The 20,006-nt window shown below is 54.4% G+C and carries 20 protein-coding genes and 1 other annotated feature; of the genes, 16 read left to right on the top strand and 4 right to left on the bottom strand.

Going from position 1 to position 20,006, the window contains the following annotated elements:
• The first annotated feature begins 16 nt into the window (after positions 1–16).
• Entirely contained in the window at positions 17–733 is a 717-nt protein-coding gene (locus MJA45_RS16990) for a response regulator transcription factor (RefSeq protein ID WP_315603095.1), read from the top strand.
• Positions 733–2,577, top strand: coding sequence for an ATP-binding protein (locus MJA45_RS16985; protein ID WP_315603094.1), 1,845 nt, complete (start codon positions 733–735; stop codon positions 2,575–2,577). The genes MJA45_RS16990 and MJA45_RS16985 overlap by 1 nt, the downstream gene beginning before the upstream one ends.
• A 210-nt stretch (positions 2,578–2,787) precedes the next feature.
• Here MJA45_RS16985 and serA read toward each other — a convergent pair whose 3' ends face one another.
• A complete protein-coding gene (gene serA / locus MJA45_RS16980) occupies positions 2,788–4,374 on the bottom strand; it encodes a phosphoglycerate dehydrogenase (RefSeq protein WP_315603093.1) in 1,587 nt (528 codons plus the stop codon).
• 72 nt (positions 4,375–4,446) lie between these two features.
• Positions 4,447–4,682: a binding site (T-box leader), on the bottom strand.
• 208 nt (positions 4,683–4,890) lie between these two features.
• On the opposite strand from serA, the gene MJA45_RS16975 reads away from it, so the two are divergent.
• Entirely contained in the window at positions 4,891–5,211 is a 321-nt protein-coding gene (locus tag MJA45_RS16975) for a rhodanese-like domain-containing protein (protein WP_315603092.1), read from the top strand.
• Between the two features lie 50 nt (positions 5,212–5,261).
• On the opposite strand, the gene MJA45_RS16970 is transcribed toward MJA45_RS16975, so the two are convergent.
• Complete coding sequence (locus tag MJA45_RS16970; protein ID WP_315603091.1) at positions 5,262–6,188, bottom strand: hypothetical protein; 927 nt, start codon at positions 6,186–6,188, stop codon at positions 5,262–5,264.
• Between the two features lie 84 nt (positions 6,189–6,272).
• Between MJA45_RS16970 and MJA45_RS16965 the strand changes: the two genes are divergently transcribed.
• The gene (locus MJA45_RS16965) at positions 6,273–6,866 is read left to right on the top strand and encodes a CPBP family intramembrane glutamic endopeptidase (protein ID WP_315603090.1); all 594 of its coding nucleotides are present in this window, start codon (positions 6,273–6,275) and stop codon (positions 6,864–6,866) included.
• A gap of 21 nt (positions 6,867–6,887) precedes the next feature.
• Positions 6,888–7,751: an AraC family transcriptional regulator gene (locus MJA45_RS16960; RefSeq protein ID WP_315603089.1), complete on the top strand. Its 864-nt coding sequence runs from the start codon at positions 6,888–6,890 to the stop codon at positions 7,749–7,751.
• A gap of 20 nt (positions 7,752–7,771) precedes the next feature.
• Here the strand turns inward: MJA45_RS16960 and MJA45_RS16955 are convergent, their stop codons facing one another.
• Complete coding sequence (locus MJA45_RS16955; RefSeq protein WP_315603088.1) at positions 7,772–9,004, bottom strand: DegT/DnrJ/EryC1/StrS family aminotransferase; 1,233 nt, start codon at positions 9,002–9,004, stop codon at positions 7,772–7,774.
• A 188-nt stretch (positions 9,005–9,192) separates the two neighbouring features.
• Positions 9,193–10,056, bottom strand: a complete 864-nt coding sequence (locus MJA45_RS16950) for a polysaccharide deacetylase family protein (RefSeq protein ID WP_315603087.1) — start codon at positions 10,054–10,056, stop codon at positions 9,193–9,195.
• Positions 10,057–10,233: 177 nt separating this feature from the next.
• On the opposite strand from MJA45_RS16950, the gene MJA45_RS16945 reads away from it, so the two are divergent.
• The 11 genes from MJA45_RS16945 (at position 10,234) to MJA45_RS16895 (ending at position 20,006) form a co-directional block, all read left to right on the top strand.
• On the top strand, positions 10,234–10,569 hold the full coding sequence (locus MJA45_RS16945; protein WP_315603086.1) for a hypothetical protein: 336 nt from the start codon (positions 10,234–10,236) through the stop codon (positions 10,567–10,569).
• A 286-nt stretch (positions 10,570–10,855) separates the two neighbouring features.
• Positions 10,856–11,461 carry a genetic competence negative regulator gene (locus MJA45_RS16940; protein WP_315603085.1) on the top strand — a complete coding sequence of 202 codons (606 nt, stop codon included), beginning with the start codon at positions 10,856–10,858 and terminating at the stop codon, positions 11,459–11,461.
• Between the two features lie 110 nt (positions 11,462–11,571).
• The gene (locus MJA45_RS16935; RefSeq protein ID WP_315603084.1) at positions 11,572–13,071 is read left to right on the top strand and encodes a DnaB-like helicase C-terminal domain-containing protein; all 1,500 of its coding nucleotides are present in this window, start codon (positions 11,572–11,574) and stop codon (positions 13,069–13,071) included.
• Between the two features lie 124 nt (positions 13,072–13,195).
• Positions 13,196–13,891: a glutamic-type intramembrane protease PrsW gene (prsW, locus tag MJA45_RS16930; RefSeq protein ID WP_315603083.1), complete on the top strand. Its 696-nt coding sequence runs from the start codon at positions 13,196–13,198 to the stop codon at positions 13,889–13,891.
• A gap of 42 nt (positions 13,892–13,933) precedes the next feature.
• Positions 13,934–14,089 (top strand): hypothetical protein, encoded by a 156-nt coding sequence (locus MJA45_RS16925; RefSeq protein ID WP_315603082.1) that lies wholly within the window; start codon positions 13,934–13,936, stop codon positions 14,087–14,089.
• A gap of 209 nt (positions 14,090–14,298) precedes the next feature.
• Entirely contained in the window at positions 14,299–15,654 is a 1,356-nt protein-coding gene (ypeB, locus tag MJA45_RS16920; protein WP_315603081.1) for a germination protein YpeB, read from the top strand.
• A gap of 102 nt (positions 15,655–15,756) precedes the next feature.
• Positions 15,757–16,416, top strand: coding sequence for a flagellar brake protein (locus MJA45_RS16915; RefSeq protein WP_315608044.1), 660 nt, complete (start codon positions 15,757–15,759; stop codon positions 16,414–16,416).
• 117 nt (positions 16,417–16,533) lie between these two features.
• Positions 16,534–17,208, top strand: a complete 675-nt coding sequence (gene cmk, locus MJA45_RS16910) for a (d)CMP kinase (protein WP_315603080.1) — start codon at positions 16,534–16,536, stop codon at positions 17,206–17,208.
• Between the two features lies 1 nt (position 17,209).
• Positions 17,210–17,800 carry a lysophospholipid acyltransferase family protein gene (locus MJA45_RS16905; protein ID WP_315603079.1) on the top strand — a complete coding sequence of 197 codons (591 nt, stop codon included), beginning with the start codon at positions 17,210–17,212 and terminating at the stop codon, positions 17,798–17,800.
• A gap of 104 nt (positions 17,801–17,904) precedes the next feature.
• Positions 17,905–19,260: a 30S ribosomal protein S1 gene (rpsA, locus tag MJA45_RS16900; protein ID WP_315603078.1), complete on the top strand. Its 1,356-nt coding sequence runs from the start codon at positions 17,905–17,907 to the stop codon at positions 19,258–19,260.
• A 131-nt stretch (positions 19,261–19,391) separates the two neighbouring features.
• Positions 19,392–20,006 (top strand): hypothetical protein, encoded by a 615-nt coding sequence (locus MJA45_RS16895; RefSeq protein WP_315603077.1) that lies wholly within the window; start codon positions 19,392–19,394, stop codon positions 20,004–20,006.

The raw sequence follows: 20,006 nt of genomic DNA, 5'->3' as shown, positions 1-20,006 counted from the left end.
AAAGGAGGTTGTCTCCATGTCGGAAATCAAAGCCAGTATTCTTGTTGTTGACGATGAGGAAAGAATCCGCCGCCTGCTTCGTATGTATTTGGAGAAGGAAGGCTATGTCATTGAGGAGGCCGAGGACGGGGAAACGGCCCTTCAGAAAGCGTTGGATCAGGATTATGACCTGATTCTTCTTGATTTGATGCTGCCCGGGATCGACGGGATTGAAGTCTGTCTCCGCCTGAGGCAGTATAAGGCCACACCCGTCATTATGCTGACGGCCAAGGGGGAGGAATCGAACCGGGTTCAAGGCTTCGAGGTAGGAACCGACGATTACGTCGTGAAGCCGTTCTCTCCGAGAGAAGTGATTTACCGGGTAAAAGCGATTCTGCGCCGCTCCTCGGCGACGGCTTACCTGTCGAAGGAAGCCAACACGAGCAACAACATTGTATTCCCGAACCTGGTCATCGAGCATGATGCCCACCGGGTAACGGCAGGGGGGCAGGAGGTCTCGCTGACTCCGAAGGAGTACGAGCTTCTTCATTACCTGGCCGTGTCGCCCGACAAGGTGTTCTCCCGCGAGGAGCTTCTCAAGGACGTATGGAATTATGAATTTTTCGGCGATCTCCGGACCGTCGATACTCACGTGAAGCGCCTGCGCGAGAAGCTGAACAAGGTTTCCCCGGATGCGGCAGCCATGATTACAACCGTCTGGGGAGTCGGCTACAAGCTTGAGGTGCCCAAATAGTGTTCATTCTCAAAAGTGTCGTGGGCAAGCTCTGGATGACGATTATTGCACTGGTGGCTGTCGTGCTTATCATCCTGGGCTTGTTTCTTTTTAGGTACATCGACACAAGCTTTCCGAAATCGAACGACCAGATCGCGACGCTCAAAAGCCTGGCCGGCAAAATAGCGGGAGACGCCGGGATCCACCGCAACGACACCAATTACGTTCAAGCGATGAAGGATCTGCTGCATGCCCAGGACGCCGGCATTCTGCTTATCGAACGGAAGCCGGAGAACCTTCACGCCGAGCTGGAGCTGCCGGGGGGGCAGAAGGAGAAGCTGTCGGACATCCTTCCGCCGGCGGAGCTTAACACCGTTATGTCCGGCAAAACGTTAGCTCCCGTCCCGTTCTCCAGCTATACGGGAGACAACACCCGCGAGGACTTCCTGATTACCGCCGTCCCCGTAACCGGGAACGAACAAGGTGCCTCCACGCATAGCCTGCTCTTGTTCCAATCGAAGAAGTCCGTGGAGAACACCCAGACGTATGTGAAGAAGCTGTTTGCCCTTGTCTCGTTCATTGGCTTTCTGTTAACCACGTTCTTCGCGTTCTTCCTGATTACCCGGATTACCCGCCCTCTTGTCGAGCTGAAGAAAGCCGCGGACTTTATTACCCGGGGGGAATACGGGACACGCGTTCCGGTTCTGTCTGATGATGAAATCGGCGATCTTACCAATACCTTTAACCTGATGGGGGATCAGCTGGAAGAAACGATCAAGGATCTTAACCATGAGAAGGACAACCTCTCGAGCGTTCTGCGGAGCATGGCGGACGCCGTCATCTCCTTCGATGTGGAAGGCAAGGTGATCTTCACGAATCCCGAAGGAGAGAAGCTCCTGGAAGATTGGGCGGCCATCGCCTGGGAAGATCCCGAAGAAGGAGAAGAGAGAGCCAGACGGGCGCCGCTCATTCCCATGCCGCTGCAGCAGCTGTTCGAGCAGGTGGTAAGCGATACCCGGGAGATCACGTCCAAAATTCATGTGCAGAGCAGCGTATGGTCCATTATTATCGCTCCCTTGTACTCGAAGGACGTCATAAGGGGAGCAGTAGCCGTGCTGCGCGATGTAACGGAAGAGAACCGGCTGGAGAAGCTGCGCAAGGACTTTGTGGCGAACGTCTCCCACGAGCTGAGGACGCCGCTGTCCATGCTGCAGGGCTACAGCGAGGCGCTGATCGACGATATCGCGGCTTCCCCGGAGGAGAGGAAGGAGCTGGCCCAGGTCATTCATGACGAATCCCTTCGCATGGGCCGTCTGGTCAAAGACCTTCTGGATCTGGCCCGTATGGAGGCCGGCCATATGGAGCTTAACTTCCGTGAGGTCGATCTGGATCCTCTGCTGAAGCGCGTTCACCGGAAATTTTATGCCTACGGCAAGGAACGGGGAATCCGTTTTGAGCTGGACATGCGGACTCCTGGACTTCACCTTCACCGAGCGGATGAAGACCGGCTGGAGCAGGTGATGACGAACCTGTTGGACAATGCGGTTAGACATTCTCCTCCCGATACGGCCATCATCATCCGGGCCGAGGAAACGGAATGGAAAGGGCGTCCCGCCGTTTCGCTGGAAATCGAAGACCAGGGGCAGGGGATTCCGGCAGGAGACCTCCCCTACATCTTCGAACGCTTCTATAAGGCCGATAAGGCTCGAACTAGGGGATCCTCAGGGGGAACCGGACTCGGGCTCGCCATCGTCAAGAACATTGTGGACGCCCACCAGGGTACCATTCAGGCGCGCAGCACGGTTGGTCAGGGAACCACCTTCTCCATTCTGCTTCCCGTGGAGGGGACGCCTGGCTCCGCCTAAGGAACCGTCGCTCCGCTTAACCATTAAAAAAGGCCCTTTCCGTCTTAGCGGCGGAAAGGGCCTTTGCCTTGATCAGCCGCCGGCGTGACAGCCGGCAGCTTCTTTCTTATGCTCGCAAGGCGTCGCAATAAGGAAGGATTTGTTGAAACCTATACATTAATCTTGTTGTTCGTGGAACATCCCTTCCCACCAGGTCATAAGAGCGGGTGATTACAGGGTGAGCTCCCGGACGTTCTGGATCTCGGGAAGCTTTGCGAGCTGATCCAGTACATCCTTGGACGCTTCCTTGTCGATCGTCAGGATCATGATGGCCGAACCGCCGATATCCTTACGGCCTACCTGCATGGAAGCGATGTTCACATCGTTGCTTCCGAGAAGCGTTCCCACCCGGCCGATGATCCCCGGCTTGTCGTTATGGGAGATGAGGAGCAGGGTTCCTTCCGGTGAAATGTCCACCGGATATTGACCGACCCGCACGATCCGCTCCCCGTAACCGGCAAGCAGAGTTCCGGCCAATGTTCTTTCTTCACTCTTCGATTTAAGCGTAACGGTCACGAGGTTCGTAAAGCTCCCCGTCGCCGACGATTTCTGTACGGTCACGTTCAGATCGCGCTGCTTGGCCTGGTGCATGGCATTCACGAGGTTCACCTCGTGTCCCAGATGGTTCGTAAGCACCCCTTTGACCACGTATCGGGTCAGCGGGTTCGTATCCACATCCATCAGCTCGCCGGCATAATTGATGCTGATCTCCGAGACGGGACCGTCGGCCATTTGGCCGACAAAACGGCCGAGCTTCTCTCCAAGGTTGAAATAAGGCTGCAGCTTGTTAAGCACAACGGGCGGAACCGGAGGCATGTTGACCGCATTCTTGAACGGTTCGTTGCGCAGAATATGCAGAACCTCTTCCGATACGTCAATGGCCACGTTCTCTTGAGCTTCCACCGTCGAAGCGCCCAGGTGGGGCGTTACGATGATTTTAGGGTTGTTCAGGAACGGATGGTCGGCAGCCGGCGGCTCCTCGACGAAGACGTCGAAGGCAGCTCCTGCCACAATGCCTTTGTCGATGGCTTCCACGAGAGCCTGCTCGTTAATGATTCCGCCGCGGGCACAATTGATGATCCGCACGCCTTTCTTCATCAGCTCGAATTGAGGGCGGTCCAGGATGTTGCGGGTCTCGTTCGTAAGCGGGGTATGCACAGTAATAAAATCCGCCGCGGCCGCGATTTCATTCACGGTGCCAAGCTTGACGCCAAGCTTCTCGGCCCGCTCTTCCGTCAGGAAGGGATCGTAGCCGAACACTTCCATGCCGAATACCTTGGCACGCTTCGCCACTTCACTGCCGATGCGGCCCATTCCGATAACGCCGAGCACTTTGTTGCGGAGCTCTACGCCGACGAAAGATTTGCGGTCCCATTCGGCGCTAACCGTCTTCTTGTAGGCTTGAGGAATTTGACGGGCCACGGCCATCATCATGGCAAAGGTAAGCTCGCAGGTGGCGATGGTGTTTCCGTCCGGAGCGTTGATGACGACAATTCCGCGATGGGTAGCGGCTTCGAGGTTAATGTTGTCCACCCCGACCCCGGCGCGGCCGATTACTTTAAGCTTGGTGCCGGCCTGCATGATGCGCTCGGTTACCTTCGTCTGGCTGCGCACGAGAAGAGCGTCATAATCTCCGATAATGGCAACCAATTCGTCTTCGCTGAGTCCGGTATTCTTGTCCACCTGAATATCTGCCGCGTCGTGAAGCTGCTGAATCCCCAAATCGCTGATGGGATCCGAAACCAATACTTTGAACATGTAAAGAAGCCTCCTTAGGTTGATAAACCAATATAAAATAAAAAAACTCCCGATCCTCATACGTATACCGTATAAAGGGACGAGAGTTTGGTTTCGCGGTGCCACCCTATTTCGCCGTCTATTCACATAGAACGGCCTCATTGGTCGATTCTGACCTGGAAGGGTAACGGCTTTCCTGCCGACTGCATTTACTCGAAAGGTTCCATGCAATAACTCGGGAGTGCTCCGCATAACCCGCTTCACCGGTTTGCACCAACCACCGGTTCTCTGAGCAAGCTTGTTATGCTTGTTTCCGTCATCGTTTCGTATCCGATTTATTTTTTCATACTGTATCATGCCCTTGGGAAGGGTGTCAATACGGCAGAAGCCGCCAAATGACGAAGTTCACGCCTTTGTCACAAATGTCTTTTAATCGGTATAACGTAATTTTTGTGCATTCGTTACCGCTGCGGAGTTGAACAATGGCGGCAAGTTGGGTATTCTTCGGTTAGAAGATCCAGTGGAGGGATGGAAGACATGGAGTATGAACTATCACCGGTTGAGTTCAACCGGATGCTGACCGAAGACAAGGGCGAGAAGCTTTATGTGCTGGATGTAAGAGAGATCCACGAGTGGAATTATTATCATCTGGAGGGGTCGCACCATATGCCGATGAACACGATTCCTTCCCGGCTAGGAGAACTGCCCGAGAACGAAACCCTTTATGTGATATGCGCTCACGGGGTCCGGAGTGCGGTGGTTTGCGAGTACCTTCTCGGCCATGGCTTCTCCGATGTCAAAAGCGTGGCAGGCGGAATGGCGGCCGTCTCGGGGATGAGAGGATTTGCCTACGACTGATCCCTGGGGAAAGCAAAACCCCCTCCAGGGAGAGAGGGGGGGCAGGCTGGTCAATTGGATGCCGTAAAGAAGGGAAGCTGAGGGAGAGGCTCCTTCATGTACCATTTGGGCTTGTTCTTGAGAAAATCTCCGGCTCTGACCGCGTTCGTAGCGGTTAGGGCCTCGATAAGGCGGGGAATGTCGGCGGCGTTCATTTTCTTGGCTTGTCCGGTTTTGATCATCTCGTCAACCCGGGAAGCAAGATCCTGCGGCATGTAATCCTCGAACAGCCGGCCGGCGGCCATTCGGGAGGCCATGTAATCGTTCTTCAGGTTGAGGTTCATTCGGTCCCAATCGGCGATGCTGATGGCTTCCTGTTTCAGAAGCTCCATGCCGGCAGGAGGGCCGCTGTCCTTCTCGTTCCATTTGACGATGGCATCGAAGTAGTCTTTCTGGGCTTGAAGCGCCAGCTTCTGAGCTTCGGCAATCGTACGGTCGGCTTGAATCTGGCTCAACAGGGCAGAGCCCCGGGCGGATCCGGATTTGGAACGGAGGCTGTCGGCGCCGTCATGAAAGAGTGTCAAGCTCTGCTTGTATTTCTGATGGGCGGACTGCAGGAGGGGGGATGTCTCGGGAGCGGATCCCGCTTCGAGAGACTTCTCCTTCTCTTCGGCCAGCTTGGCGAGCTCCTTTAGGAGGGAAGAGGGATCGACCGAAGAGCCGCCGCTCTCGATAGAGGCCAAATCCTGAAACCACTTATTTTGAAAATCCTTATAAGGCAAATAGATGGTATGATAGAAAGAAACCAGATAACTCTGATGATAGGCGGTCAAGCCTTTGGAGGCCGTTTCCTCCGCCTTTCTCTGCTGTTCGTAACGCGCTTCGGTCCTATCCGCTCCCAGCTTCAACCCATAGAAGAATGCTCCGAGCGTACAGAACAGCATGAAGATAAAAAGAAGGGCAAATAGATAGTCGGATCTGGTTAGCCTTTTGTTCAAAATAAACCCCCACTGTTTTTCCTTTCAGTATAGGGGAAAAATCTAGAAAAGGGAATACATGGATAGGAGCCCGTCTTCGAGAATATGAAAAAATGGAAGCTTAGAAAACTAGAGTGGAAAACGGTTGACGCGGCCTCCCTGGATGACCGGACCCTTCTGCTCAATCTGTACCTGACGCAAGGCTTGACGTTCCTTCTGGGAGCCGTGATTACCCTCTTCCAGAGGAATCCTTTCTGGAAGCAGTTTCCGGCAGACTCTTATTCCTCGGTTCTATTATGGGGTGCCGGATTGGCCGCCGCCGTGCTGAGCGTCGATCTACTTATCTCCCGCTGGGTGCCGGAAGAAATAACGGACGACGGCGGAATCAACGAGAGGCTGTTCGGAAACCGTTCTCTATGGCACTTGGTCCTGATCTGCCTGATCGTCGCCCTGTGTGAGGAAATTCTGTTCCGGGGAGCGGTGCAGCATGCTCTCGGAGCGTACTGGACGAGTATCCTTTTTGCGGCGATCCATGTCCGGTATTTGCGGCACTGGCTGATGACCGGCATGGTGTTCTCCATCAGCTATGGTCTTGGCTGGATCTACATCCATACCGGCTCCTTGCTGGCGCCGGTGGCCGCCCATTTTCTCATCGACCTGGTGATGGGCCTTATCATCCGGTATCGGAAGAAGGAATGAATAAGGGAGCAGGGGATTTCCATGGACAAATATCCCGTTTACGAGAACATAGCGGAGGAACGGCAGATTCGCCGGGGGCAGCTGCCGTTTGATGTCCGGCTTCACTCGATAGGCCGCGTTCCTCTTCACTATCATGATTTTGCCGAGGTTTCTTTTGTGGTGGAAGGGGAAGGGACCGAGTGGTGTGACGGGCATTCCCGGGCAGTAGGCGAGGGGGCCCTGTCGCTCTTCTTGCCCCGACAGATGCACAAGGTCGAGTCCGTGTCCTCCGAACGTCCTCTGCGGGTATTCTGCTGCATGTTCGATTTAAGTATGCTTGTGGGAGCGGCGGATTCGGAGCTATACAAGTGGATGCTGCAGGAGGACGGGCAGGGGGAACGATTCCTGCTCCTTCCCGAGAACGAAAGAGGGAGGTTTCTCGGCATCATGACGGACATGCTGGACGAGTACCGGCATTTGAGGTTCGGCAGGATGTCTCTGCTGCGGACGAGGCTGGTCGAGATTCTCGTTCTCCTGGCACGGGGAATGAAGGGGACGGCTCCCGCCGTTATGCCCGTAACGGGCCGGGAGAGCCGTTTGCTGGAGGATATGGTCCATTATGTCCATCTGCACTTCAATGAGCCGCTCACCTTGCAGACGATGGCCGACCGGTTCGGGCACAGCCCCTCCTACATCAGCCGATACTTCAGCCGGGCGGCGGGCCATGCTTTCCTTGATTACGTGCACCATCTGCGAACCCGGCATGCGGCTCATTTGCTGGCCACGACCGAAATGAGCGCCTTGGACATAGCGGCCGAGGTCGGATTTGATTCCTACCGGACGTTCTCCCGGGTGTTTAAGCGCCATGCCGGCGCTACCCCTTCGCAGTACCGGGAACGGCGTTAGAACCGGCATGGACCTGCCGTCTATTGGTAAGACTGCAGTACCTTCTCGATCCCGCGGGAGATGTCCTGGATCGCTTCCTCATCCGAGAGGAGAACCGTATGGGGAAGCCAGACGACCTCTTGCTCGCACAGCCGTTCGCTTACGGGACACGAATAGGTCCGGGCTTCTCCTGCCCTTTCCCGGGTTTCGGCCAGAATGGCTTCGTTACGGTTGAGGGACGAGTACCCGGCGGACACGGGAATTCCTTCGGCTTCCACCTTGCGGATAAAATCCTCCTTGCCCATCGTTCCCGCGGCTCCCCGCGCCAGTTTGAACATATAGAGGTGATGGGCATGCCGGGTGATGGACGGGCTTCGTTTGATCAATTGAATGCCCTTTACTTGGCTCAGCATTTGATCCAGGAGAGCCGCATTCTTCTCCCGCCGAAGCATCTGCTCTTCAAGTCTTGTCAGCTGGGCCAGCAAGAGCGCGGCCTGCAGCTCGGTCATCCGGAAGTTCTGCCCGAGCCTGTCATGCTGGTACCATCCCCCTCCCGGCACCCTCCCCACATTGCAGATCGACCAGGCTCGTTCCCACAGCTCTTCGCTGTTCGTGACGATGACGCCGCCTTCTCCGCAGTTCAAGTTTTTGCTCGATTGAAAACTGAAGGTTCCGAGGTCCCCTAGTGCTCCCACCCCTTTGCCGTTCCACTGGGCGCCGATAGCCTGGGCCGAATCTTCGATAACCCGAAGCCCGTGGCGGCGGGCCACTTCCAGAATGCGGTCCATGTCGGCCGGAGCTCCGGCGATATGAACGGGCATGATCGCTTTCGTCCTGGGGGTAATGGCCTGCTCCGCCTTCACCGGATCGAGAAGCAGGGTCTCTTCTTCGATGTCCGCAAACACGGGGATAATGCCCGTGTATAGAGGAGCGGAAGCGGTAGCGATGAAGGTGTAAGGAGGGACAATGACTTCATCCCCCGGCTTTAGTCCCGCCGCATGCAGGGCTACGCTTAAAGCAACCGTTCCGTTGACGACACTTACCCCGTACCGGGCATCCTGAAGACGTGCCACCGCCGTCTCCATCTCCGGCAGCTTTTCCTGGAAGCCGTCGGAGAGCACCGTTCCGGTTCCCCCCCATTTGCCGGAGCGTATGGCCTCGATCACCATCCTTTCCTCCCGTTCGTCCCATACCGGCCAAGGGGCAAAAGGCTTGCTCCTGACCGGCGTTCCCCCGTCAATGGCCAGCTTTCCGGCTGGATTGGTACCGTTCATCGTCCGTTTCCTCCTGTCTGTCTCTGCATGAGGCCGGATGAAAGGCATCCGGCTTACAAGTCTCATCTTAATAGGAAACAGACGGGTACCATGGCCAGAACTTGCCGGGTTCCGGACATTATATGACGGGGCAAGCCCAGCAGAAAAAAGGCTGCCGGAGAACCGGCAGCCGGACGGGATCACCAGGCTTACTGAGGAATCTGCTGCGTATCGATGGAACGTGGATCCACAAAGGAATACCCTTTTGCTTCCAGCTGGGTTAGAAGATTATCAAGCGTTTCGACGGTCCAGGCCAGCTCGTGCATAAGAATATTGGAGCCCGGGTGCAGCTGCTTCATGACATTGTCGATCACCGCCTGAGGCTTGTCGGTGCTGTTCTTCGGCAAATCCCAATCCAGGGAACCGTTCGACCAGGTCATGTAGAGGAGGTTTTCCTTCTTGGCCTTCTCCCTTACATAGTCGCTTCCTTCTCCAAAGGGAGGACGGAAGAAAACGGGGGTGGTCCCTGTAACTTCTTTGACCTGCTTTTGCACTTCGCCAATCTGATAATCCACCTTGTCGTTCGTTTCTTTGCGCAGGCTGATATGATCATAGGAATGATTGCCGATGACTTGGCCGCGGTCATGAATGAGCTTCAGAAGCTCGGGATGCTCTTTGATGCGGTAGCCGTTAACGAAGAAGATGGCTTTGGCTTTATGCTTGTCCAGAGTGTTGATAAGCCCGTCGATCATGCCTTTTTCCTTCGGACCGTCATCAAAGGTTAGGAGGACGACCTTTTTGTTGCCGGCCGGGTCGATCGGGATCATGTCGTAATTTTTGTTCATCTTGTAAGCCTTTGGCGCCTCCGTCGGAACTGGAGAAGGAGACGGAGAAGGAGAAGGGCTCGGCGACAAGGAAGGGGAAGGAGACGGACTGGGTGACGTTGACACCGTAGGTGCAGGGGCTCCGCTGGCCGAAGGGGAAGGGCTTTCCCCGTTGACGGATGGGCTTTCGCTTCCGCAAGCTGCCAGAAGGAGAGACATAAGGGTGATGGCGGCGAAGGTTCTTTTCATGGGTAGGGTAATCTCCTTATCTCCATATAGTTCGGATCTGCGTCTGGCAGGATTCGGGATTTATTGTACCATATCCCTCCCCGGGTTTCCTTCCTCTGTTTCCTGATTTTCTCGGGAATAGGTTCTTTGCGTTAGCTAATGATACTTATGTATCCCTTACAGGAAGGAGGAAACTTTATGCGTTTAAGCTTCTGGCTCGGGGGAATCGCCGGCGCTGCGGCGGCCATCTATCTGACCAAGGGCAACAGACGTCCCATGGTTATGTCCACCATGACGAGTGCCGGCCAATCGCTTGGCAAAATGTTCAACAACGCGAAGTCGGCCGTGGCCGATCGTATGGAATCCAAAAACCAGAGCGCGTCTCATTCCGCGATGAACTACCCGTACGGCCAATCCGGCCTGAACGAGGTTAGCCAATTCGCGAACCAGGATGCGGGAGTCAAAGCCGAGGTTAATGCCATCCTGGCGGATAATCATCAGAAGTCTGCCTATTCCCCGTCTCAGGTCCGGTAAAGTTATCCGTCAAATAACACAATTCCCAACAGGAGTTGTGTTATTTTTCATTTTTTTGTGTAAATAACCATAAGGGGAGAAAAGGGCCAACATCATTTTTCAAAAAGGTCCCCTCGTGGTATACTAAAAGGAAGAACCGGCAAGGAATTAGAGGGATGGTCTCACCATTCCCCGCCGCATTCATAATCTGTAGTAAACGCAGCAGCCTTTCATTTTAACGAGTTTCTCGGGTTCCGTGACCTTTCTCTTCGGGCCGTCCCCAGAGAAGCTTTAAGGAGGATCCTGTATGAAAATTGAGCGTTTAAGCACGGACAAAATAAGGATTTTCCTAACGTTTGACGACTTGACGGAAAGAGGCATCCAGAAGGAAGACATGTGGCGCGAAATTCCTAAAGTCCATGAGCTATTCAGTGAAATGATGGAACAGGCATACTCGGAGTTAGGATTCGATGCTACCGGTCCTCTCGCCGTCGAAGTATTCGCCCTGCCGGCCCAGGGGATGGTTGTGATCGTGACCCGCGGCAAAATGAACAGCAGGCAGGACGAAGCTATAGATGAAGATGAAGATGTGTATGAAATGGAAGTTACGCTCGAACAGACGGATGTCATCTCTTACGCCTTCCGCGATTTCGAGGATTTGCTCCGGATGGCCAAGGTGATTCAGCCGCTCCTCACCGACGGGGGAGTCTTATACTCCTATAAGGACCGTTGGATCCTGGTTCTCGATCCCGGGGATTTGGAGGAAAGCGACAGCCGCTACCAGGCTCAAATCGCCGTCCTGTCCGAGTTCGGGGAAGCTACGTCCGTTACTCCGGCAGTTCTGGAAGAATACGGAAAAGTTGTCATTGCCGAGAACGCTGTGCCTGTCCTATGCACTCATTTTCAATCCTGAATATCGGCCGCTGCCGGCCGCCCTTAAAGCATCTTTCCAAAACGAAACGTTTTTGGAGGATGCTTTTTGTTTAAATATAAATTAAGAATCTGTTAAACGGAGGGAGAAGTATGCCAAACATGGAACGAATCCACGAGATGGCGGAGGATAACAAATATGATCTGGAAGAACTGGTCACCTACTACCACAAGAATTTGAACCGGGAAGCCTTCTACTATCTGGAGAACAAGGGAATCCGTCAGGAAACGATCGATAAGTTCCGGTTGGGCTTCGAATCGGGTAAAATCGGCTTCTACATAAGGGAAAACAGCCTGGCGGAGTATTTCGAGGACCGGATCATCGTTCCGATAACCGATGCCAAGGGGACCGTCGTCGACCTCGTCGGGCGTTCCTTTGACCAGAGAGAACCCCTCTACAAATCGCTTTACGGGGTGGACGAATTTCTTTATAACGAGCAGGTGCTGAAGGATTCCGAGGAAGTCATTCTCTGCTCTGACATTCTGGATGTGCTTACGTTAACCCAGGTGGACCTGCCGGCCGTATGCATGCCGAATACGCTCTTGTTTAAGGAGTCCTTCAGCGAGAAGTTTGCGGGCAAACGCGTGTTCATCTGCCTGGCCAACGACGAAACGGGCCGCAGGGAGAGCGTGCGTATTGAAAGCATCCTTAAGGAGCAAGCGAAGGAACTGTTCACCGTCCATCTTCCGGAGAAGATCCGTACCATCAACGATCTTTTTGTCAAAAGGGAGCGGCCGCTCGAGCTCTTCCGGGAAATTCTAAAGAAAACGATCGAGGATACCATCAAGGCCCCCATCTCCTCCGACCTTAAATATTTGACCGTGTTTAACGAGGAGTATATCAAGCGGCATCAGGAGCCGGAAGCGAAGGCCCCGTCGGGCATCTCCCTCCTAGACGATCTGCTTAACGGCGGGTTCGTCAACGGCTTGTATATGCTCGCCGGACAGCCCAACATCGGCAAGAGTACCCTTATGAAGCAGATGGCGGATCACATCTCCATGGGAGGGCAGCCAGTCGTTTATGTGACCTGGGATTTGACTCCCTTCGAGTTATGGGCAAGAAGCGTCGCCCGGTTCCTAGGCAAAGCCCCTCAGGAGGTCATGGACGGATCGCTCGATCCGGAAGAAATCGAAGCGGCCAACCGGAGCTTTACGGAGATGAGCCGGATGCAGTGGACATTCGAATGCAGCATGCAAACAACCCCTGATGAAATCTGTGCCTTTATCGAGAAAATCGCCGTTCAGGCCGGTAAGCCGCCCGTCCTGTTTCTCGATCACTTCCACCGCCTGGTATTCGCGGCGCGGGATGGCGAGGAAGAAAATGCCGAGGAATATATCATCTACCGTCTGAAGCAGTGGGCGCGGGAATGGAACACGCCGATCATTACAGCGGTTTCGGTTGATCATTCCGATCTTCATCTCATGGGCAGCATTCAGGCGACGGCGGACGGGATTCTGCTCATGGAATCCGATCCGGCGGTCAACTCGGGGAACCCGGGCTCCTTCCTCCGGCTGAAGCTCACCAAGAACCGGCATGGAGGCCTGGGGGAAGTCACGGTAACCTTCCAGGAGGACAAGGCCGTATTTGCCTGACATCGTTAAGCAATAGAAGAGCAGCGCTTCCTTTTGCGGATAAGGCCCTGCAGGAAGTATGGCCAGCCGGCTGCAAAAAGGGTATACTGGAAGTATCATTAGCCGCAAAGGGTTGGATAGCCTTATGATCATTTCCGTTTTGGCGGCTGCGGTTGCCCCCGGGGCGGCGCTGCTCGCTTATTTTTATTTGAAGGACCGGTATGCCCCCGAGCCGATCTCCATGGTCATCCGGATGTTCCTGGCCGGGGCTTTGGTCGTCTTTCCGGTCATGGTTCTGCAAAGGGCGGTCGTCCTGGCATTCGGGGAAAATCCCTTTTTGTTCTCGTTTGTGTATTCAGCGGGAGTGGAAGAGTTCTTCAAGTGGTTCCTTTTGTACTTTCTGATCTACAAGCATGTGGAATTCGACGAGCCTTATGACGGGATCGTTTATGCCGTGGCGGTTTCTCTAGGTTTTGCCACGGTGGAGAATGTTATCTATTCGCTGCTCGATTACAAGTCCTTCTCCCAGCTGCTCTTCCGGGCCTTTCTTCCGGTTTCGGGTCACGCCCTCTTCGGTGTGGTGATGGGCTTCTATATGGGCAAAGCCAAGTTTCACACGGGCCGGCCGCTGGGCCTGCTTGCCGTATCCCTGGCCTTTCCCGTTTTCTACCACGGGCTTTACGACTATATTCTGATCGAGCTTAAGCGGTATTGGATATGGCTTATCGTTCCGCTTATGGTCTTCCTCTGGGCACGCTCTCTGTGGAAAGTGAACCACGCGAATTCCCGCTCGCCTCTTAGGGCTGTTTATAGCGAAGACGAGGTTAAACTCCCCACCTGATGGGTATACTGGTAACAGGATCAGGCGGACGGAGGTTATAAAATGTCATCCCCCAGAGTTAAGGTAAGGATTTACTGCAAGCAATGCGGAGAGCGGTTCGTTCTCCGGGGCAGCTACGGCAAAGGCAAGCTCGATACGGGCTTCAAGCGGTGCCTGTGCGACAACGAGCACGACCTGGACATCGATGTCCTGGAATAAGATTCAAGGGAAAGAGGCTTGGTGACAAGCCTCTTTTTTGCTGTGTCCGGACGGATGGCCCTCCCGGCGGGGGAAGGACGGCAGTCCTCCCATTTTGGGGGCTGCCTGCATAATCCTTCTGCGCATAAAGAACAATAAAGGCATGCTGCTTAAGACTGCACGACCACAGGACGGTTCCCGGCCTGTCATGCCAGAAAGGAGAAGGAATCATGTACAAAAGACTAAGCGCCATCTTGTTTCCCATTACGGCCTTGTTCCTGATCGGGTCCGTGGTGTGGGGCTACCAGGAAAACAAGGAGAAGAACACGGTACTGATCAAAGCTGAGAATCAGTACCAGCGGGCTTTCCATGATCTTTCGTTTCACATGGATAAGCTCCACAGCGAACTAGGAAATACCGTTGCCGTGAATGCCTCCTCCCAGAATTTTTACCGCAAGGAACTGGTAAATATGTGGAGAATGACGAGCGAAGCCCAGAACGACATTGGACAGCTTCCGCTGGCCCTCGTTCCTTTCAGCAAAACGCAAGCTTTTCTCGACCAAATTGCCAAGTTCACGTATCACACCTCGGTAAGGGATCTCTCGACAAGCCCCATGTCCGAAACGGAAAAGGCCAATTTGAATACCTTGTACGAGCGGTCCAAGGAAATCAATGCCGAGCTTAAGAAAATGCAGACCCACATTCTGGCCAAAAACCTCCGGTGGATGGATGTGGAAACGGCTCTTGCCTCCCAGAAGGAAAACACGGACAATGCCATTATCGACGGCATCAAGACGATAGACAAGAAAGTGGAAGGCTATACCGCGATGAACTGGGGTCCGTCGGTTACCGATACGGCCCGGAACCGGAACCTGAACCGGCTGCCAGGGGCGGAGATTACGATGGATCAGGCCAAGCAGAAAGCCGCCCAATTTTTCGGACTGCCCGATATTTCCGTCATCCACGCAACCGAAAACGGCAAAGGAACGGATTACAATACCTACACGCTGTCTACCGTTAAGCCCGGCACGCAGGATGAGATGTCGATGGACGTAGCGAAGAAGGGCGGAGAAGTGCTGTTCTACACGCATTCCCGTCCGGTCGCATCTAAGACGCTTGATGTGCGCGGAGCCCGCGACGCCGCTCAGGAATTTCTCGACCACCACAAGCTGCCGAACTTCACTCCCGTGGCCTACGACGAAGCCAACAACGTGGCCTCGCTAACGTTTGCCCGCGTTCAGGACGACGTCATCGTCTACCCGGAGAAGCTTACGGTAAACGTAGCCCTCGATAACGGAGAAGTGATCGACATGCAGGCAACTGACTACGTCCTGGAACACAAGGACCGGAAGCTCGGCAAGATGGCTGTGTCGATGGAGAAGGCGAAGAAGGAACTTAACCCTAAGTTCGAGGTGCTCGCTCACGATCAAGCCTTGATCAAGAACGAGCTGAATGAGGAAGTGCTCTGCCACCAGTTCCTTGGGCGGATCAACGGCACCTCCTACAAGATTTATATCAACGGAGAGAGCGGCGGCGAGGAGAAGATCGAGACGCTGCGGGCGAGCGATGTCCACGCCGCAAGCTGACTAAGCGAGAGGAGGGGAAACCCTTCTCTTTTTTTATTCAACGGGAAGGTGAGGCATGGTATAATCAGGATAGCTTCATACTATCCGTTGACCGTAAAAGGGGTGCCTTTCTTGCTTCCTTCGATAAACCAGCTGCTCTACCTCCAAATCAACTCCATCGACGATGAAGAGGCCAAGCAGGAATACAAATCCCGCATCGCGGACATCGAAACCAATTATCTTTCTGTGGAAATCCCTATTCATGAAGCGACAGGCCGTCTGAAGCGGCTGTACGTCGGGGACGAGCTGTCGGCCTACTTCATCACGGAAGGGGGAGTGAAGCACTATTTCACCACCTCCGTTCTGGGCTTCAAAGAGGAAGGGATTCGCCAGGTCATTATCAAGAAACCGGCAGAAGACGATATTTCCAAAATCCAGAGGAGAAACTTTCTCCGGGTGCCGGCCGAGCTGGAAATGGCGGTCCAGTTCGGGGAGCGGGGAAGGACCGTGGCCGTAACGGAGGACGTCGGAGGCGGAGGCATTTCCTTTCATTGCGACAAGCATTCCCCTCTTTCCGTGGGGATGCAGATTGCCTGCTGGCTGCTGGTCCCTTACAAAAACGGTAAAATCGACCACATTGCCTTCAAGGGAGATGTAGTGCGCGTGAAGCCGCTCGACAACCGGCAGCTCGGTATGCTTCGTTTTTCGGAAATAGCCGACCGCGACCGGCAAAAGATCATTCGCTATTGCTTCGAGCGCCAGCTCGATTTTCGGAAAAATTAGCTCCCCGGCTTTTGCAATCGGGAAGCGATTTTGTTATAATTTTTTCGTTCGCAGGCACGCGCCTGCTTTTTTCTCTTAAAGCGAGTGCGGACTAATCATTACTGGGAGGCTCTTTTTTTGGACAGATTCAATATTGCGCTCGATGGTCCCGCAGGAGCAGGCAAAAGCTCGGCAGCGCGTTTGGTTGCCGGACGACTGGGATTCGTGTATGTGGATACCGGTGCCATGTACCGGGCGGTGACCTGGAAAATATTGCAGCTGGGCTTGAAGCCTGAGCAAACGGAAGAGGTTGTGAAAGCAGCCCGGCGCATGAACATCAAGCTTACCCCGGGGCCGGAAGGCCAGCAGGTCTATGTGGACGGAATGGATGTCACGGACTTGATCCGATCGGGGGACATCAACCGCAATGTGTCGCAGGTTGCCCAAATCGCCGAAATTCGAGAGCTACTGGTGGACAAGCAGAAGGAGCTTGCCGCGAACAAAGGGATTGTCATGGATGGCCGGGACATCGGAACGAAGGTGCTTCCTGATGCCGAGGTCAAGGTTTATCTTACCGCGAGCACCCGGGAAAGGGCCGAAAGAAGATACAGCGAGCTCGTCAATCCCACTCTCACCTTAGACGAGCTGGAGAAAGAAATCGCCGCACGGGACCGGATGGACAGCGAAAGATGCATTTCTCCGCTGGCCCAAGCGGAAGATGCCGTGCTTCTGGATACGACCGGAATGTCTCTTCATGAGGTGGTCGAGGCCGTACTGGAGCTTTGCCGCAGCAAAGTGGGCGGAGGGAGATAGCATGCTGTATCGGATATTCCGTTTTCTTTTCAAGCTGTTGTTCGTTGGGATTTACCGGCTTGAGGTGATTGGGAGAGAGAATGTGCCGGCCCATGGACCGGTCGTTCTGTGTGCCAATCACACAAGCAATCTCGATCCGCCTTTAGTGGGGGTACCGCTCAAGCGGAAGGTTCATTATATGGCTAAGGAAGAGCTCTTCCGTGTTCCGGTCCTGGGCTGGCTGATCAGCCGCTTCGGAGCCTTCCCTGTCAAAAGAGGCGGCGTAAGCAAAGAATCCATCCGGCTGGCTATCCAGCTGCTGAAAGAAAACCGGATGATGGGGATCTTCCCCGAAGGAAGCCGCAGCAATGCGGGCGGGATGGGCAAGAAAGGGGCGGCCATGCTAGCGCTCCGGTCCAATGCCACCGTTATTCCGGTTGCCATCGTTGGCGAATACATACCTTTTCGCAAAATGACGATTATTTATGGCAAACCGGTGGATTTGAGCGAATTTGCCGGCGGCGGGTCCGAGTCTCTCGAAGCGGCTACCGACAAAATCATGAATACCATTCGCCAAATGGTTACAACCCATAAAATAATGGGTAAAAATTGATTGAAGTGAATGAAAATGGTATCTTGGATTTATACTACCCATTAAATTTGTTATTTTACCCATTCTCTTTCTTGCATGGGTTGTCTAATTGAGGAGGTTATCGTATGAGCGACGAGACGAATGTTCAAGGAAATTCCACGCCGGAAAACGGCGTGAACCCGGAAACAACGGAGGCAGCTAACGGCAACGAAACCGTGGCCGAAGTGGGAGGGGACGCCGTAGAGCAAGCCAATGCGACAGCAGAGGAAACCCCTGCAGCCGGCCAGGATGAATATACGGATGTGGCCGAACTGAAGAAGGGCTCCACGGTAAAAGGCAAGATTGTTAAAGTGGACGCCGACCAAGCTTTCGTAGACATCGGCTACAAGTACGACGGCATCATCCCTATCCGTGAGTTGTCCTCCGTACAAGTCGGCACTGCCGCCGATGTAGTCGAAGTGGGGCAAGAAGTGGAATTGAAAGTCGTATCCCTGAATGACGAGAAGGAGAAGCTGGTTCTTTCCAAGCGTGCTGTGGACAGCGAGAATGCGTGGGATGAGCTTCAGCAGAAGCTCGACAGCAAGGAGACTTTCGAAGCCAAGGTTACTGACGTCGTCAAAGGCGGTCTGGTTGTGGACCTGGGCGTTCGCGGATTTATCCCTGCTTCGATGGTGGAGCGTCATTTCGTGGAAGATTTCAGCGATTACAAGGGCCGCACCTTGAAGCTTCGCGTAAAAGAGATCGACCGCGAGAAGAACAAGGTCATCCTATCCCAGAAAGACGTTCTGGACGAAGAATTCGAAGCCAACAAGCAGCAAGTGCTTAGCGGCATTGAAGCCGGCCAGGTTATCGAGGGAACGGTTCAACGCCTGACTCCTTTCGGTGCTTTCGTGGATATCGGCGGCATCGACGGCTTGGTCCACATTTCCGAAATGGCTTGGAACCATGTCGAGCATCCGTCCGAAGTCGTGAAGGAAGGCGACAAAGTGAAGGTGAAGGTGCTGAAAGTGGTACCGGAAAGCGAGCGCATCAGCCTGAGCATCAAGGCCGCTCAACCGGGACCATGGGAGCGCGTAAACGAAGAGCTGGAGATCGGTTCGATCATAACGGGAACCGTTAAGCGTCTTGCCTCCTTCGGAGCTTTTGTGGAAGTGGCGCCTGGCATCGAAGGCCTGGTCCACATCTCCCAGATTGCTCATCGCCATATCGGCACTCCGCATGAAGTGCTGGAAGAAGGCCAGCAGGTGAACGTGAAGATTCTCGACATCAATCCGCAAGAGAAGCGCGTAAGCCTGAGCATCAAGGAGACCGAAGAAGCTCCTGCCCAGGAAGCCGGTTCCGAGCGTCAGCCAAGACAGTCGAGACAGCCTAGACAGCAGCGCGACGCGGCTGCCGACGAGTACATGGCCAACAACAAGAACGAGAAGCTGAGCCTGACCCTTGGAGAAAGATTCGGGGACAAACTCAGCAAGTTTAAATAAGTCGCCTTAGGTTCTAAGAATCGAAGCGAGCCGGAAGCCTCCACGGAATGTGGAGGCTTTTTTGCATGTTAGGGATGGCATTGAACATACTAGGCAGGAGGGGACTAGCTTCGGGCGCTACGGAGGTTCACATGAACGAAGGATACCTGGCAAGTTTGCTGATGGTACTTACCATGATTTTGCTGACTACCGGATGGAAGGAGGTCTTTCTCCGACAGGTCTCCCCGCGGGTGATCGGGTTGTTTATGGTAGGGTGGATCGCTTTGTCGCCGTTCTCTTTCCCCTTTGCGGGATCTAGGATTTCCCTGGTGGTTCCCCTGCTTATAGCAGGAGCGGCTGGTGCGCTGTTTCGGATGGAAGGGCTTCTGGACCGGCTTCAGGTGATCTTGTCCGGGACGCTTTGCGCCATTCTCGTTTATTTGTACACGGAAATGACACGAATGGCTCCGGCGGCAGTGCTCCTGTCACCCGAGCTGGACAAGGGGCTGCTGCTTTCTTTGACGATGCCGCTGCTTCAGAGAGAAGCCTTGAGGCAGCTGACGGCTTTGACGATTGGGCTGCTTTTCGCCCACTGGTTGCTGTCCCTTCCTCTTCTGGGGACGGCTAAGGTGCTCGGAGGCGCGGGATTTCAGGACAGGTGGTGGCTCGTGGTCTGCTTGACGCGGCTCATCTCGGAAGCTGCCTGGGGCTTAGCCGTCGCGGGCAAACGGTTGGCGTCCCTGGTTTGGAAAGAGAGGCGGGAATGA

This window comes from Paenibacillus aurantius (genome assembly GCF_032268605.1).
Taxonomy (GTDB): Bacteria; Bacillota; Bacilli; order Paenibacillales; family NBRC-103111; genus Paenibacillus_AO; species Paenibacillus_AO aurantius.
The sequence above is the reverse complement of the archived record's forward strand: the minus strand, read 5'-3'. Positions and strand labels throughout refer to the sequence as shown.

Bases quoted from the DNA above. Each gene is read 5' to 3' on its own strand.
- MJA45_RS16990 (WP_315603095.1), top strand. From the start codon at position 17: ATGTCGGAAATCAAAGCCAGTATTCTTGTTGTTGACGATGAGGAAAGA.
- serA (WP_315603093.1), bottom strand. From the start codon at position 4,374: ATGTTCAAAGTATTGGTTTCGGATCCCATCAGCGATTTGGGGATTCAG.
- MJA45_RS16975 (WP_315603092.1), top strand. From the start codon at position 4,891: ATGGAGTATGAACTATCACCGGTTGAGTTCAACCGGATGCTGACCGAA.
- MJA45_RS16965 (WP_315603090.1), top strand. From the start codon at position 6,273: ATGAAAAAATGGAAGCTTAGAAAACTAGAGTGGAAAACGGTTGACGCG.
- MJA45_RS16960 (WP_315603089.1), top strand. From the start codon at position 6,888: ATGGACAAATATCCCGTTTACGAGAACATAGCGGAGGAACGGCAGATT.
- MJA45_RS16955 (WP_315603088.1), bottom strand. From the start codon at position 9,004: ATGAACGGTACCAATCCAGCCGGAAAGCTGGCCATTGACGGGGGAACG.
- MJA45_RS16950 (WP_315603087.1), bottom strand. From the start codon at position 10,056: ATGAAAAGAACCTTCGCCGCCATCACCCTTATGTCTCTCCTTCTGGCA.
- MJA45_RS16945 (WP_315603086.1), top strand. From the start codon at position 10,234: ATGCGTTTAAGCTTCTGGCTCGGGGGAATCGCCGGCGCTGCGGCGGCC.
- MJA45_RS16940 (WP_315603085.1), top strand. From the start codon at position 10,856: ATGAAAATTGAGCGTTTAAGCACGGACAAAATAAGGATTTTCCTAACG.
- MJA45_RS16935 (WP_315603084.1), top strand. From the start codon at position 11,572: ATGCCAAACATGGAACGAATCCACGAGATGGCGGAGGATAACAAATAT.
- prsW (WP_315603083.1), top strand. From the start codon at position 13,196: ATGATCATTTCCGTTTTGGCGGCTGCGGTTGCCCCCGGGGCGGCGCTG.
- MJA45_RS16925 (WP_315603082.1), top strand. From the start codon at position 13,934: ATGTCATCCCCCAGAGTTAAGGTAAGGATTTACTGCAAGCAATGCGGA.
- ypeB (WP_315603081.1), top strand. From the start codon at position 14,299: ATGTACAAAAGACTAAGCGCCATCTTGTTTCCCATTACGGCCTTGTTC.
- MJA45_RS16905 (WP_315603079.1), top strand. From the start codon at position 17,210: ATGCTGTATCGGATATTCCGTTTTCTTTTCAAGCTGTTGTTCGTTGGG.
- rpsA (WP_315603078.1), top strand. From the start codon at position 17,905: ATGAGCGACGAGACGAATGTTCAAGGAAATTCCACGCCGGAAAACGGC.
- MJA45_RS16895 (WP_315603077.1), top strand. From the start codon at position 19,392: ATGAACGAAGGATACCTGGCAAGTTTGCTGATGGTACTTACCATGATT.